Source organism: Marinactinospora thermotolerans DSM 45154, from assembly GCF_900167435.1.
GTDB lineage: Bacteria > Actinomycetota > Actinomycetes > Streptosporangiales > Streptosporangiaceae > Marinactinospora > Marinactinospora thermotolerans.
Genome location: NZ_FUWS01000001.1, coordinates 20,648 through 34,708, shown reverse-complemented (window position 1 = coordinate 34,708; position 14,061 = coordinate 20,648). Strand labels below are relative to the sequence as shown.

The window sequence follows — 14,061 nt, the reverse complement described above, 5'->3', positions numbered from 1 at the left end:
AGTTTATATGTATTAGATAATCTTTCGAGCGTCCGTCGTGCGGGCGCGTCGAGAGGAGCGGACATGTACATCCCCCGGCACTTCGCGGCGCCCGACCAGGCCGCGGTTCACGACCTGCTGACGCGCGCGGGCACGCTGGACCTCGTCACCGCGGGACCGGACGGCCTCGCGGCCACCACTCTTCCCTTCGTCTTCGACCCGCGGCGTGGCGACCACGGCGCGCTGGTGGCCCACGTGGCCCGCAACAACGACCAGTGGCGTGCCGAGGGGGCCGAGGCGCTGGCCATCGTGCGCGGTCCCGAAGCCTATGTGAGCCCGTCGTGGTACGCGACCAAGCGCGAGCACGGTCGCGTGGTCCCGACCTGGAACTACGTCACGGTCCACGTGCACGGCCGGCTCCACGCCCACCACGATCCGGCCTGGATCCAAGACGCGGTCCGCCGCCTCACCGACAAGCACGAGGCGGACCGGCCCGAGCCGTGGCGGGTCGACGACGCGCCCGACACGTTCCTCGCCGGACAGGTGCGCGCGATCGTGGGCGTCGAGGTCGTCGTGTCCCGGATCGAGGCGAAGTGGAAGCTCAGCCAGAACCGTCCCTCCCGCGACGTCGCCGGAGTCATCGAGGGCCTGCGCGCCGAGGGGGCGCGCGAGAGCGAGGTCGCCGAGGCGATGGAGGCGGTATGGGACCGGGAGGAGGGGGCGCGGCCCCGCTGACGGGCCGGCGCGTCCTCATCGGCCCGCCCGGTGCCGCCCGCGCCGGCCGGGGCGTACCCGGCCGGCGAACCCGTCTTGCCCCGTGCTCGCGAGCGGACGTCCGTTTTTGCCGTCATGGCAAATCCGTTCGCGAAGTGCCGGCGGAAGCCCGCAGTCTGTCCCCGGAGATCGGACCCGTCAACGGCCCACGAGAGGAGCCAACGACGATGACCGTGTACGACGCGGACTTCTGGGAGCGCCACTACGGGACGCTCGACCCGACGTGGGGGACCGCCCCCAACCCCGCCGTCTCGGCGACGGTGCCCCGACTGCGGCTTCCAGCGGGGCGGGCCCTGGAGCTCGGCGCGGGCCATGGGGGTGACGCGCTCTGGCTCGCCGGGCGGGGGTGGTCCGTGACAGCGCTCGATGTCGCCCAGACCGCGGTGGACCGCGTCGCACACCGCGCCGCAGCGCTCGGGCTCGCGGACCGGGTGCGGGCGGCCCGGCGCGATCTGACGGTGGACCCCGTGCCCCCGGGCCCGTTCGACCTCGTGCTGGGGAGCTTCTTCTACGTCCCCGCGCGGGAGACCGTCTGGCGGCGCGCGGCCGACGCCGTCGCACCGGGAGGGGTGCTCCTCATCGTGGACCACGGCTCCGTGGCGCCCTGGGCGTGGGACCCCTCGGCACATCGCCCCCCGACGCCCGAAGAACTGGCCGAATCGCTTGAGCTCGGGCCGCAATGGCTTCCCGAGATCCTCGAATCGCCGAAGCGCGACGCGACGGGTCCCGGGGGGCGGCGCGCCGAGGTCGTCGACACGATCGTGGCGATGCGCCGACAGCACCAGGGGTGAGGGGCACCGCGCGTTTCCGGACCCGGGAGCGCGCGGCGCCCGGATCGAACGTGGCCGGCGGCGAAGACCACGCGCGGCCGGCGAGTGACCGGGCGAGGTCTCAGACGCGGGCCGTGGGCTGGTGCGGACCGAGGTAGCCCACGGTGACCTGCTCGGTGTGCGGCTCGAGCAGGTCCCGGAGCTCCTCCGCGGCGGCCGTGAGGAGATGGCCGTCGCGCGCGGCCTGGAGGGTTTCCAGGACGAAGACGACGCGTGCGGAGTCTTCGGTGACGCGGGTGCGGTGGGCGTCGCGGTGGTTCCAGTGACGGGTCAGGATTCCGCCGCCGTCCGCGTAGACGATCTCGCCGGGCTTGGGGGTTTCGACCGTGTCGGGTTCGCCGAGCGGGGTGAAGGACTCATCGCCGTTCGCGTGGCCGATGACGACGTCGCCGGTGACGTGGTCCAGGTCGAAGGCGCCGGCGGGCAGGCCGTGACGGACGGAGACGGAGTTATAGGAGTCGACGGCCGGATTGATGCGCGGCAAGGACCCCTTCTTGGCGAGGCGCCGGCCGAGCGCGTCGACGCTGGGACGGACGCGGCGGGGGTTGGTGCCGAAGGAACGGTAGGCCTGGTGCCAGGCCGCGATGCGGGGGTCGGTCTCGTCGGCGGGACGCCAGGAGCCGTCGGCGAGCCGTTGCTCCAGTTCCTCCAGGGCGGCGACGGTCCGGGGCCAGGGTTCGCGGCCGCGCAGGCCCGTGGCGGCGACCAGGGCGATGAGGGTGTCGGGGAAGGCGTCTGCGACGTCGGCGGCCAGGTGGAAGACGGTCATGGGTCGGTTTCCGTTCTCTGTGTGGACGTGGGTCGGATCAGGACAGGGCGAGGAGGCTGACGGCGACGGCGGCGGCGCCCAGGCCGACGAACTGGCCGCGCTGGACACGTTCGGCGAGCACGCCGCGGGCGAGCAGCACCGTGCCGGCCGGATAGAGGGCGGTGATCACGGCGACGACGGCGAGGTTCCCGCTGCGGGCGGCGAGCAGGAACAGCAGGTTCGCCACCGAGTCCAGCGCTCCCGCGGTCGCCGACATCGCGTAGGCGGGCCGTTCGGGGCCCAGCCTGCGGTGCAGCAACCCGGCCGCGGTCAGGGTGACGGCCGAGGAGACCGCTCGGCCGATGATCAGCGGGGCCACCCCGCTGTCGGACGGCGCCTGGTGCAGGAAGACCAGTTGGAGGGCGATGGCGGTGCCCGCACCGAAGGCCAGGAGCAGCGCGGTGGGGGAGGGGCGCGCCGAGCGCACGCCGGGTCCGGCGCTGACCAGTGCCACCGCCACCAGCGCGAGCGGCAGGCCCACCAGGTCGGCGGTGGCCAGGCGCTCGCCCTGGAACAGTCCCACGGTCACGGGCAGCACGGCGGACACCAGCGCGGTCACGGGCGACAACACGTTCATCGGACCGATCGCCAGGGTGCGGTAGAGCAGGGCGAACGCGGCGGCCGAGGCGACCCCCGACGCGGCGCCCCAGCCGAGGGGGGCGGCGTCGAACGAGGCGCCGAGCAGCGGCCACAACAGCAGCTCGACCAGCAGACTCGCCGGGGCCGCGATCATCACGGTGCGCAGCACGTGGGCCTTGCGGGCGCCGAGGCCGCCGAGGAAATCGGCGCATCCGTAGGCGAGTGAGCTGCCGAGCGCCAGCAGTAGAGCGAGCACGGCACATCCCTTGACGTTCAATAAAACGACTAGACTGTACATCAGAACGACCGAGTCATGTCAACAGAATGACCGTGTGGTGCATTCCAATGGTCCACGTGTGGGGATGGAGAGTCAGATGGCCGAGACGGCCGCGGCCCTGCGGGTGGTCGCGCGCAACGTCCGGGCGGCCCGCGTCCGAGCGGGCCTGACCCTGGAGGAGCTCAGCAGGCGCGCCCAGGTCAGCAAGGGGGCCCTGGTCGGTTTGGAGAAGGCCCAGGGCAACCCCAACCTGGCCACCCTGGTCCGGCTGGCCGACACCCTCGGAATCTCGGTGTCCGCCCTGATGCAGGGGCCGCCCGAAGGCCGTGTCCGCGTCGTGGCCGCCGACGCCGTGGCGCCACTGTGGACCGGTGAGCGGGGGAGCCAGGCGCGGCTTGTGCTGACGACCTCGGGGCCGGCCCCTGTTGAGGTCTGGCGCTGGCGGCTGGAGCCGGATGAGGAGTACTCCAGCCATCCCCACCAGGCCGGAGTCGTGGAGACCGTCAGCGTCACCTCCGGCCGGATGGTCCTGGTCGTCGACGGCGAGGAGCATCCCCTCGAGGCCGGGCAGACCGCCACCTTCGACGGTGACGTCCCCCACGCCTACCGGGGTTCGGGTAGCGGGACCTGTGACCTGATCATGACGGTCCACCTGCCACCCGGTCCGACCTCTCCCTCCTGACCCTCGGGTGCCCGGAGGGCGGTGGTCCGCCGACCGGGGGAGGTCGCGGGGTCCGGTGGCGCGATCGGTGTCCCCGTCCTCGCTGCGAACGACCCGCGTCGGGGTACCGGCTGCCGGGGGTACACCGTGCCGTTGTCCCGTGCCGCCTTCCGATTCTGGGGGCGCCGGCTCCCCGGGGAGGTCCCGTGGGGCCGTGGCGCCACGCCGGAGCGGGCGCTTTTCGGGCGCGAACCCCGCGGACTCGGGGATGATCGTCGAGGGGCGGGGGGAGGGTCGTCCAGGCGGGTCGATCGCAGGGGCTCGCGGCCCCGAGGGGGCATGTCCCTTGGCGAGGCGATTTCGTACAGTTGTACAAGGGGCTGGCGAGCGAACCCGTGGACGAGGGAGCCGTACCCGCACCACGACAAGACGGCCTGGGAAGAGGTCGCCTATGGCGTGGTTCGTATTGGTCGTCTCGGGTGTCTTGGAGGCGGTGTGGGCGATAGCCCTGTCGGCCTCCCGGGGGTTCAGGCGCTGGCGCCCCACCGTCGTGTTCCTCGTCGCCCTGGCCGTGAGCATGTTCGGCCTGGGATGGGGGCGGTCAAGCACATCCCCGTCGGAACCGGGGACGCGGTGTGGGCCGGTGTCGGCGCCGCGCTGACGGTGATCTACGCGATGGCCACCGCGGCCGAGAGCGTCTCGGTGGGCAAGATCGTCTTCGTCGCCGGGATCATCGTGGCGGTCGTGGGGCTGAAGCTGGTACCGGGCAGACCGCCGGAAGACGCGCCCGAACCCGGGTAGTCCTAGTGCGGCGTGGGGTCTCCACCACGCCGCATGGCGGTGCCGCCGTCGATGGCGGCCCCGCCCGGGCCGGGCGGCGAGGTCGGGCGCCGCCCTAGCGGTCCGCTGACCGCGTGGAATCCACGTCGGCGGCGCCGCGCGGCTCTCGGGCGGCGTCGTGGGTGGCGGTGAGGGAGCCGAGGAGGGCGAAGGCGTCCGCCGAGGGGGTGCCGGGTTCGGCGGTGTAGGTGACGATCCACAGCCGGTCGTCCCCGGTCGGCTCGAACACGTCGAAGGCGACCTCGATGAGGCCGACGTCGGGGTGCCGGAACGACTTGGTGCCGGTGCGGTGACTGTGGACGTTGTGGCGCGCCCAGTCCTGGGCGAAGACGGCGCTGCGCGCCGACAGTTCCCCGATCAGCGAGGTGAGCCCCTCGTCAAGAGGCGCGCGCCCGGCCTCCAGGCGCATCATCGCCGCGACGGTGCGCCGGGTCAGGGGCCAGTCGACGTAGTAGTCGCGGGCCCGGGGGTCCAAGAAGACGAACCTCGCTATGTTGGGCGGCTGGTCGGTGTCGAAATGCGGCGCGTACAGCGCCCTGCCCAGCCGGTTGGCGGCCACCAGGTCTTGGCGGGCGTTGTGGACGACCGCGGGGACGGCCATCGCGTCGAGCATCCGCTGCACCGAGGAACGCACCCCGCCGGCCGGGCGCGCCGAACGACGCCGGCGGGTGCCGGCCGCGGCGCGGGCGAGGCCGAACAGGTGGGCGCGTTCGACCTCGTCCAACATCAGGGCGGTGGCGATCGCCTCCAGGACACTCTCGGAGGCGCCGCCGATGTTGCCGCGTTCCAACCGGGTGTAGTAGTCGACGCTCACCCCCGCGAGCATCGCCACCTCCTCGCGGCGCAGCCCGGGCACACGGCGATCGTCCCCGTAGACGGGCAGGCCCACCTGCTCCGGCGTCACGCGAGCCCGCCTGCTGACCAGGAACTCGCGAACGGTCTTCTTGTCCATGTCCTCAGGTTATGGACGGCGGTCGGGGGCGTGGGAGGCTCTGGGACACCCCCTCGGGGCACAGCGCCTGCTGCCGTCACAGGGCCGGCAGTCAAACACCCCCGGCCGGCCGCCTGGGAGGCCCTGTCAGGACCCGGCGGCGGGCACGGGGCGCCACTGGGTGCTCACCGTCCCCGCCTGCGGCGAGTCGTCGAGGCCGCGCCGGCGGCCACGGCCGTGGGGCAGTGCCCGGGCTCCCGCCTCCCCGTGGTCCCCTCAGACCGCCTTCCGAGGGACGGCGTAGCGGAGCGGCCGGTCGCGCATCGGCTCCCCGTGGGCGACGTCGTCGCCGTCGCCCACGGGGCCGGGCGGTCCCCGGGTTTGCGGCTCTCGCGCGAGGGCAGCGGCGTCCCCCGCAAAGACCGCGAGGACGGTGAGGAGGAGGCGACATGCGCGCCTTGACAGTCATTCCGTCACAGAAGGGCTCGCTCCAGGTCACCGACGTCCCCGAGCCCGAACCGGGACCGGGCGACCTGCTCGTCGATGGGATGGCCGTGGGGGTGTGCGGTACCGACCGCGAGATCGCCGAGGGGCTGTACGGGAGCGCGCCCCCGGGCCATCGGCGTCTGGTCATCGGGCACGAGTCGCTGGGCCGCGTCCGCGCGGCCCCCGACGGGTCCGGGTTCCGGAGCGGTGACCTGGTCGTGGGGGTGGTGCGCCGGCCCGACCCCGAACCGTGCCTCGCCTGCGCCCACGGCGAGTTCGACATGTGCCGCAACGACGGCTACACCGAACGCGGGATCAAGGGGATCGACGGGTATGCGTCCCAGCGCTGGGTCGTCGACCCCGACTACGCGGTCCGCCTCGCCCCGGAACTGGCCGAGGTGGGGATGCTCATGGAACCGACCACGATCGTGGCCAAGGCCTGGGACCAGATCGAGAAGGTCGGCGCCCGCTCGGCCTTCGAGCCCAGGTCGGTCCTGGTCACCGGAGCCGGATCGATCGGCCTGCTCGCCGCGCTGCTCGGGGTGCAACGCGGCTTGGACGTGCACGTCCTCGGCCGTGCCGGCGGCGGCCCCGAGCCGGCCCTGTTGGCCCACCTCGGCGCCACCTACCACTGCGACGGCTTGGAGGAGCTCGCCCGCAGGGTCCGGCCCGACATCGTGATCGAGGCGACCGCGGCGGAGGAGATCATTGTGGGGGTCATGACCATCACCAGCCCCTACGGCATCGTCTGCCTGCTCGGGGTCTCCACGCCGGGGGCCACGATCCCGGCCGACATGGGCGCGGTCAACCGCAAGATCGTGCTGGAGAACGACGTGGTGATCGGCTCGGTCAACGCCAACCTGCGCCACTACCGCCTGGCGGCCGACGCGCTCGCCCGCGCCGACGTGGCCTGGCTGTCCCGGCTGGTCAGCCGGCGCGTCCCCCTGGAGGACTTCGCCGAGGCCTTCGCCTACCGGCCCGGCGACGTCAAAGTCGTCATCGAACTGGACGGGACGGGCTGAGCTCCCGCCCCCTCCGTCACGTTCGGGTGGGGGCGGGAGCGGCGCTCATGCTCGCTCTCCGCGGCGCAGCGGGGCTCCGACGCGGTGCAGGTGGCCCAGCGCGACGCGGTAGGAGGCGATCAGCCCCGTCTGCTCGTAGGGCACGCCGATCTCCGCGCAGTAGGCCTCCACGATCGGCTGGGCCCGGCGCAGGTTGGGCGAGGGCATGCTCGGGAACAGGTGATGCTCGATCTGGTAGTTGAGCCCGCCCAGGACGATGTCCACGACGTGGCCACCGCGCACGTTGCGCGAGGTCAGCACCTGCTTGCGGAGGAAGTCGAGTTTCGGCTCGCCGGTCAGGGTCGGCATGCCCTTGTGGTTGGGGGCGAAGGCCGATCCCAGGTAGATCCCGAACAGTCCTTGGTGCACGGCGAGGAAGACCAGGGCCTTGCCGGGCGACAGCACCAGGAAGAGCGCGGCGAGGTAGGCCGCGAAGTGGCCGAACAACAGCGTGCCCTCCAGCCACCGCCGCTTCAGCGTGCTACGGAACAGTCCGCGCACGCTGGCCACGTGCAGGTTCATCCCCTCCAGGGTGAGCAGGGGGAAGAACAGGAACGCCTGCCAAGGGCCCAGCAGCCGGGCCAGCCCCCGGCTGGAGCGGGCCTGCTCGGGGGACCACACCAGGATCTCCGGAGCGACGTCGGGGTCCAGCTCCTCGTGGTTGGGGTTGGCGTGATGGCGGGTGTGCTTGTCCATCCACCAGCCGTAGCCCATGCCGATGCACAGGTTGCCGGCGATGCGGCCGGCGAGTTCGCTGGGGCGGCGGCCACGGAACACCTGGCGGTGGGCGAGGTCGTGGGCGACCAGCGCCACCTGGCCGAACACCACGGCAAGGTAGATCGCTATGAGGACCTGCCACCAGGAGTCGCCGATCAGGGCGAAAGCCACCCAGCCGGCGACGAAGAGCGTCCCGACCAGGCCGAGCCGTACCACGTAGTAGCCGGGGCGCCGATCCATCAGTCCGGCCGCCGTGATCCTGCGGGACAGGCGGGCGAAGTCGCTACCACCGCGGGAGCGCGGCGACGCGCTCCCACCATCGATATCCGCGGTCATCTCATCTCCTCGTCACGGCCCCGAGAGGCCAGGCGCCGGGGAAGTTCGGCGGGCATGAAGACCAGCCTAGGCAACGGAGCCGCTCACCTCCAGGGTGCGCGCACCAAGGTTGGGGGTGGAATCGGTCCCACCCCGTCCGGGTGCTTCACCACGCCGGAGTGGGGGGGTCGGTCGGGCCCCTTCGGGTAGCAGGTCCCGGAGTCCGGCCGGACACCGGCGACGAGCGGAACGGAAGCGGGGGAGGACGATGCGGCGAGGCGCGCTCGTGCTGATGGCGACCGTAACGGTGTGCGCGAACGGCTGTGGGGGAGGTGAGACGCCACTACCGGTCGACGGTCCGCCCGAGGCGCTCGTCCCCACCGACGCCGACCGCGTGGTCCGCGCGACCGTCGCCCCGGCCGGCGACGAGGGGACGGGGGCCTACGGCTACGACGAGTCGGTCCCCGCGGGGGCCGAGATCACGGTCTCGTTCAAGGAGATCGCCGCGCAGCGCAGCGAGGTCGGCGTCTATGCCTCCGGGCTGGACCCGGGGCACGACTACGCGGCCGACCTGCACGTGCGGCCCTGCACCCCGGAGGCGCCGACCCCGGTGCCGGCGGAGGACGACGACCCCGACTCCCCGGGATCGGGTTCCCCCAACCCGGCCTACCGGCACAACGGCGAGAAGGTCTGGTTCTCGCTCTCCGCGGACGCCGAGGGCGATGCGCACGCGACCAACACGCTGGGCTGGCGGATCGACCCGCAGGATGTGGCCTCCCTGGTGGTCCACAGCGGTGCGGGAGGACGGGACCAGGCCGGCACGGGTGCCTTCCTGGCGTGTGTCGACATCCCCCGTTAACATCCGCGTGTCCCCTCCCGGCCCTTTCGCGCTCCGGCGCCACCGGCGGGATGCGGCGATGCGAGGCCGTGGGCGTGGCCGACCGCGTCCACGACCGGACCGCTACCGGCCGCCCATGCGCGGTCCGCTCCATGGGCGGGAACGGTGCGGACCCGTCCGGACCAGGGGCGGTGAGACCGCCCTCGTCGATGTGGACAGGACCGGGACGGGCGGCGAGGGCGCCGTCTTCTCCGCCGCCGCGTTCCACCGCGTCCATCTCGACGTCTCCTCCCCACCGCGGCGGCCCTCCCGAACCGCCCCCGCACCCGGTGCTTGTTCACCGGGTGCGGGATCGGCGGTGTATCCGCCCCGGGGGCCGGTCGAGGGCGGCGGGCCAGGGCGATCCTTCCCTCCGAGCCTCCGGGCCGACCTGCGCGGCCCCCGCTTCGAGGACGTCCGCGTGCCCGAGGCCGGCCGCGCCGGCGCCGACCCGCGAGGGCGCGGCACCGCGCGGAGACCTGCCGGTGGTCTTGGGGCTGCGACCTGCGCGGCAGCCGCCTTTGGCCGCGTGGACCCCTCTGGCGCCCAGGCGCGGGGCGCGGTCATCGCCCCACGGTCGCGCTCGCGGCCGGTCCGGGCCGGGCGGTCCGCGCGAGGCGAGACGCCGCCCGGACCGCTCCGGATGGCGGTGTGGGTCAGGCCGGCCTCATCCGCATGGGCACGCCCACCCTGTTCAGCGCGTTGATCAGGGCGACCTGCGTGACCAGGTGGCCCAGTTCGGCCTCGTCGGGGAAGTGGCGGCGCAGCGTCTCCCACAGGTCGTCGCCCACGGGTTCCAGACGGGTCACCGCGTCGGTGTAGGCGAGGGCGGCCCGCTCGCGGGCGTCGAACAGCTCCGACTCCTGCCACACGGCGAGCTGGTACAGCCGCCTCTCGGACTCCCCGTTGCCACGCGCCTCGCCCGCGTGCAGGTCGACGCAGAAGACGCATCCGTTGAGTTGTGAGGCGCGCAGCTTGACGAGTTCACGCACCGTCGCGTCCAAGGGACCGGTGCGCAGGGCGGCGTCGGCCTGGAGAAGGGCGCGGTAGGGGGCTGGCGCCGTCTCGGCGACGTTCATGCGGGTCATCGTCTGTTCTCTCCTGGATCGTCATGGCACGGTCGTCAGGAGGACGGAACGGACCGTTCGGATGTGACAGGAGGGAGGTGCGCGATCTTGTGGGGGTTGACCACCCTGCGGTAGGCGATGATCCTGCCGTCCCTGATCTCCAGCGTGTCGACCGCGCGAACACGCCCGTCCCACATGACCACGAGCGCCGGTTCGCCACCGACCTCGACGAGACCCACGTGTTCGGGGTGGTACCTGCGCAACACCCGGAGCAGCACCTCGGCGATGCGGGCGCCGCCGTGGATGAGCTTGCGGGCCGCAGGGACCTCGCCGCCACCGTCGGTGACGTACACGGCGTCGGGGTGGAGCAGGCGGACCAGAGCGGCCAGGTCGCCGGCCTCGTAGGCGTCCCGGAAAGCCGCCACCAGCCGGTCCCGTTCCGCCCGTGGAGCCTGCGGCGCCTGCCCCCGGGCCCTCGCCACCCGCCGCCGTGCCCGCGAGGCGTGCTGGCGGGCCGCCGCCGTGGAGCTTCCCAGTACCTCGGCGATCCGGGCGAACTCGATCTGGAAGACGTCGTGGAGGACGAGGGCCACCCGTTCGGCCGGGGTGAGCTCCTCCATGACCACCAGCATCGCCGTTGCGACGGATTCGTCCACGAGCACCGGCTCCGCGGCGTCGGGGCCCGTCAACAGCGGTTCCGGCAGCCACGGCCCGACGTAGTTCTCGCGCCGTACCCGCGCGGATCCGAGGATGTCGTAGGAGCGCCGCGCCGCGACCGTGATCAGCCAGGCGCGCAGGTTCGCGATGTCGCGCAGGTCGGTCCCTGCCGCCCGCAGCCACACGTCCTGTGTCACGTCCTCGGCCTCGGCGACGCTTCCGAGCAGCCGGTAGGCCACGCCGAAGACCGCGGGGCGGTGGATCTCCCACTCTGTCTTGAGGACATCGTCCGTTTCGGGCGACCCGGTCATGCGCTCGGCTCCCCTCGCCTGTCCCGTTCTCTCCGGTCAGCCTAGGGGGCGGGGGAAGCGGGCCTCCGCGAGGTCGGTGGGAGGGAGCGGAACAGGGGTTGTGCCGGGTGGGGCGTCTAGAGCACACTTATTACTGACCGAATGTTCGGTAAGGAAAGGGGGGACGATGGCCACGGCGACCGGACGCGCCACCGCGCCGCCGGACGAGGCCGGGCTCCAAGCCCACTTCGAGGCGCGTATCAGCGGCGAACAGCGCATCGAACCGCGCGACTGGATGCCCGAGGGATACCGCAAGACGCTGATCCGCCAGATAGCCCAGCACGCGCACTCCGAGATCATCGGGATGCAACCCGAGGGCGACTGGCTGACCCGCGCGCCGAGCCTGCGCCGCAAGGCGATCCTGCTGGCCAAGGTGCAAGACGAGGCCGGACACGGGCTCTACCTGTACGCGGCGGCCGAGACGCTGGGCGTGGAGCGCGCCGACCTCACCCAACGGCTGATCAACGGACGGCAGAAGTACTCCTCGATCTTCAACTACCCCACCCTGAGCTTCGCCGACGTGGGGGTGATCGGCTGGCTGGTGGACGGCGCGGCCATCTGCAACCAGGTGCCGCTGTGCCGGAGCTCCTACGGCCCCTACGCGCGTGCGATGGTGCGCATCTGCAAGGAGGAGTCGTTCCACCAGCGCCAGGGCTATGAACTGCTCATGCGGATGATGGAGGGCACCCCCGCGCAACGGGAGATGGTCCAAGACGCGGTGGACCGCTGGTGGTGGCCGGCGTTGATGATGTTCGGCCCGCCCGACGCCGAGTCCCCCAACACCCGGCAGTCGATGGCCTGGCGCATCAAGCGCGACACCAACGACGAACTGCGCCAACGGTTCGTGGACATGACCGTCCCCCAGGCCCGCCGGCTCGGCGTCACCCTGCCCGACCCCGAACTGAGGTGGAACGCCGAGCGCGGCCACCACGACTTCGGGCAGCCCGACTGGGAGGAGTTCAAGCGCGTCATCGCCGGCGACGGCCCCTGCAACGCCGAGCGGATCGCCCGGCGCCGGGCCGCCCACGACAACGGCGCATGGGTGCGCGAGGCCGCGGTCGCCCACGCCGCCAAGCGGCGCGCGCGGACCACCGAGGAGGTCCCGGCATGAGCGCGGAAGGGGAGCCGCGGGGCGACTGGCCGCTGTTCGAGGTGTTCGTGCGGGGCAAGCGCGGGCTCAACCACGTCCACGTGGGATCGCTGCACGCCGCCGACGCCGAGATGGCGTTGCGTAACGCGCGCGACCTCTACACCCGCCGCAACGAGGGGGTGAGTATCTGGGTGGTGCCCGCCGAGGCCATCAGCGCCTCCAGTCCCGACGAGAAGGACCCCTTCTTCGCCCCCAGCGCCGACAAGGTCTACCGCCACCCCACCTTCTATCCGATCCCCGAGGACGTCCCCCACATGTGAGGGACACGGCGAAGCCGCAGAACAGCGAGGAAGACCCGATGAGTGGCGACAACCCCTATGCGGCACTGAGCGAGGACCACGGCGGCACCGAGCCGGGGTGGGCGTTTGGCACCGGGTTCGTGGCGGCCCCCCTCGACGCCGACGCGCCGGTGCCCCCCGGCGTCGACGCCGACGACCTCTCCCGGTACTGCTGCATGCTCGCCGACGACGCCCTGGTGATGTCCCAGCGACTGATCCAGTGGTGCACCTCGGCACCGGAACTGGAGGAGGAGGTGGCGCTCGCCAACATCGCGCTCGACCTGCTCGGTCAGGCCCGGCCGCTCCTGGCGCGCGCCGGACGGGTGGACGGCAGCGGACGCGACGAGGACGCCCTCGCCTTCTTCCGCGACGCCCCGGAGTTTCGCAACGTCCGTCTCGTCGAGGCGCCCAACGGCGACTTCGCCCGTTCCACCGCCCGCCTGTTCGTGTTCTCCACCTGGCGCCTCGCCCTGTTCGACCGGTTGCGCTCCTCGGCCGACCCGGTGCTCGCGGCGGTCGCCGCCAAGGGCGTCAACGAGCTCGCCTACCATCGCGAGTACGCCGCGGGGTGGGTGATACGCCTGGGGGACGGCACCCCGCTGTCCCGGGAGCGCATGGCCGCCGGCCTCGCCGAGGTCTGGCCCGACCTCGGCGAACTGTTCGCCGTCCACCCGGTCGAGGCGCGCCTGGTCGACGGCGCGGTCGCGGCCGACCCGGCCGGCCTGCGCGTGGAGGTCCTCGGCGTCGTCGAACAGGTGGTGCGGGAGGCGACACTGCGGTCGCCAGGACCGGTCCCGCCGGCCGTCGTGGCCGGCCGCGACGGCCAGCACAGCGGGGAACTCGCCTCGCTGCTGGCCGAGATGCAGGCCGTCGCCCGAGCCCATCCGGGAGCGTCGTGGTGAGCGGCGAAACAGCGAACCCCGCCGTGCGGCAGGCCTGGCGGGTCGCCGCCACGGTGGCCGATCCCGAACTGCCGATGCTGACGCTGGCCGACCTCGGCATCCTGCGCGAGGTGGAGATCGACGGCGACGGGACCGTCGTCGTGACCATCACCCCCACCTACTCGGGCTGCCCGGCGCTGGAGGTCATGCGGGTCGACCTGCACCGCGCCCTGGCCCGGGCCGGCTACGGCCGCGTCGAGGTGCGCACCCGGCTGTCGCCGCCGTGGAGCAGCGACGACATCACCGAGGCCGGCCGTCGCAAGCTGGGCGAGCACGGGATCTCCCCGCCCGGTCCGGCGCCCCGCCGCCACGGCGGTCCCGTCCCGCTGACCCTCTCGGCCACCAGGAGACTGCCGCGCTGCCCGTTGTGCGGTGCCGACCGGACCGAGGAGCTGTCCCGCTTCGGCTCGACCTCGTGCAAGGCGCTGATGCGCTGCCGCGCCTGCGGCGAGCCCTTCGAACACGTCAAGGAGATCTGAACCG

The 14,061-nt window shown here is 72.6% G+C and carries 17 protein-coding genes; 11 read left to right on the top strand and 6 right to left on the bottom strand.

Features of this window, described 5'->3' with window-relative positions; genetic code table 11:
• The first annotated feature begins 63 nt into the window (after window positions 1-63).
• Window positions 64-714: an FMN-binding negative transcriptional regulator gene (locus B5D66_RS00155; RefSeq protein WP_078759490.1), complete on the top strand. Its 651-nt coding sequence runs from the start codon at window positions 64-66 to the stop codon at window positions 712-714.
• Window positions 715-920: 206 nt separating this feature from the next.
• The gene (locus B5D66_RS00150) at window positions 921-1,544 is read left to right on the top strand and encodes an SAM-dependent methyltransferase (protein WP_078759489.1); all 624 of its coding nucleotides are present in this window, start codon (window positions 921-923) and stop codon (window positions 1,542-1,544) included.
• A gap of 100 nt (window positions 1,545-1,644) precedes the next feature.
• Here B5D66_RS00150 and B5D66_RS00145 read toward each other — a convergent pair whose 3' ends face one another.
• Entirely contained in the window at window positions 1,645-2,352 is a 708-nt protein-coding gene (locus B5D66_RS00145) for a B3/B4 domain-containing protein (protein WP_078759488.1), read from the bottom strand.
• Between the two features lie 37 nt (window positions 2,353-2,389).
• A complete protein-coding gene (locus B5D66_RS00140; protein ID WP_078759487.1) occupies window positions 2,390-3,226 on the bottom strand; it encodes an EamA family transporter in 837 nt (278 codons plus the stop codon).
• Between the two features lie 118 nt (window positions 3,227-3,344).
• On the opposite strand from B5D66_RS00140, the gene B5D66_RS00135 reads away from it, so the two are divergent.
• From B5D66_RS00135 to B5D66_RS26500, 3 genes are all read left to right on the top strand, one after another.
• Window positions 3,345-3,929 carry a helix-turn-helix domain-containing protein gene (locus tag B5D66_RS00135; RefSeq protein WP_078759486.1) on the top strand — a complete coding sequence of 195 codons (585 nt, stop codon included), beginning with the start codon at window positions 3,345-3,347 and terminating at the stop codon, window positions 3,927-3,929.
• A gap of 247 nt (window positions 3,930-4,176) precedes the next feature.
• Window positions 4,177-4,569: a DMT family transporter gene (locus B5D66_RS26505; RefSeq protein ID WP_394330015.1), complete on the top strand. Its 393-nt coding sequence runs from the start codon at window positions 4,177-4,179 to the stop codon at window positions 4,567-4,569.
• A complete protein-coding gene (locus B5D66_RS26500) occupies window positions 4,500-4,709 on the top strand; it encodes a DMT family transporter (protein ID WP_394330014.1) in 210 nt (69 codons plus the stop codon). Before B5D66_RS26505 ends, B5D66_RS26500 begins: the two co-directional genes overlap by 70 nt.
• A 94-nt stretch (window positions 4,710-4,803) precedes the next feature.
• On the opposite strand, the gene B5D66_RS00125 is transcribed toward B5D66_RS26500, so the two are convergent.
• Window positions 4,804-5,700: a helix-turn-helix transcriptional regulator gene (locus tag B5D66_RS00125; protein WP_078759485.1), complete on the bottom strand. Its 897-nt coding sequence runs from the start codon at window positions 5,698-5,700 to the stop codon at window positions 4,804-4,806.
• Window positions 5,701-6,128: 428 nt separating this feature from the next.
• On the opposite strand from B5D66_RS00125, the gene B5D66_RS00120 reads away from it, so the two are divergent.
• On the top strand, window positions 6,129-7,187 hold the full coding sequence (locus tag B5D66_RS00120) for a glucose 1-dehydrogenase (RefSeq protein WP_078759484.1): 1,059 nt from the start codon (window positions 6,129-6,131) through the stop codon (window positions 7,185-7,187).
• Window positions 7,188-7,232: 45 nt separating this feature from the next.
• On the opposite strand, the gene B5D66_RS00115 is transcribed toward B5D66_RS00120, so the two are convergent.
• Window positions 7,233-8,279 carry a fatty acid desaturase family protein gene (locus tag B5D66_RS00115; protein WP_078759483.1) on the bottom strand — a complete coding sequence of 349 codons (1,047 nt, stop codon included), beginning with the start codon at window positions 8,277-8,279 and terminating at the stop codon, window positions 7,233-7,235.
• A gap of 271 nt (window positions 8,280-8,550) precedes the next feature.
• Between B5D66_RS00115 and B5D66_RS00110 the strand changes: the two genes are divergently transcribed.
• Window positions 8,551-9,117, top strand: a complete 567-nt coding sequence (locus tag B5D66_RS00110) for a hypothetical protein (protein WP_144290636.1) — start codon at window positions 8,551-8,553, stop codon at window positions 9,115-9,117.
• A gap of 674 nt (window positions 9,118-9,791) precedes the next feature.
• Here B5D66_RS00110 and B5D66_RS00105 read toward each other — a convergent pair.
• Entirely contained in the window at window positions 9,792-10,223 is a 432-nt protein-coding gene (locus tag B5D66_RS00105) for a carboxymuconolactone decarboxylase family protein (RefSeq protein ID WP_078759481.1), read from the bottom strand.
• A 35-nt stretch (window positions 10,224-10,258) separates the two neighbouring features.
• A complete protein-coding gene (gene sigJ / locus B5D66_RS00100) occupies window positions 10,259-11,170 on the bottom strand; it encodes an RNA polymerase sigma factor SigJ (protein WP_078759480.1) in 912 nt (303 codons plus the stop codon).
• A 166-nt stretch (window positions 11,171-11,336) separates the two neighbouring features.
• Between sigJ and paaA the strand changes: the two genes are divergently transcribed.
• The 4 genes from paaA to paaD are packed head-to-tail and all read left to right on the top strand — an operon-like array spanning window position 11,337 to window position 14,057.
• A complete protein-coding gene (gene paaA, locus B5D66_RS00095) occupies window positions 11,337-12,320 on the top strand; it encodes a 1,2-phenylacetyl-CoA epoxidase subunit PaaA (protein ID WP_078759479.1) in 984 nt (327 codons plus the stop codon).
• A complete protein-coding gene (gene paaB, locus B5D66_RS00090; protein WP_078759478.1) occupies window positions 12,317-12,619 on the top strand; it encodes a 1,2-phenylacetyl-CoA epoxidase subunit PaaB in 303 nt (100 codons plus the stop codon). Before paaA ends, paaB begins: the two co-directional genes overlap by 4 nt.
• Window positions 12,620-12,657: 38 nt before the next feature.
• Window positions 12,658-13,539, top strand: coding sequence for a 1,2-phenylacetyl-CoA epoxidase subunit PaaC (gene paaC, locus B5D66_RS24870; protein WP_144290635.1), 882 nt, complete (start codon window positions 12,658-12,660; stop codon window positions 13,537-13,539).
• Window positions 13,536-14,057 carry a 1,2-phenylacetyl-CoA epoxidase subunit PaaD gene (paaD, locus tag B5D66_RS24865; protein WP_235000589.1) on the top strand — a complete coding sequence of 174 codons (522 nt, stop codon included), beginning with the start codon at window positions 13,536-13,538 and terminating at the stop codon, window positions 14,055-14,057. Before paaC ends, paaD begins: the two co-directional genes overlap by 4 nt.
• Window positions 14,058-14,061: the final 4 nt, after the last annotated feature.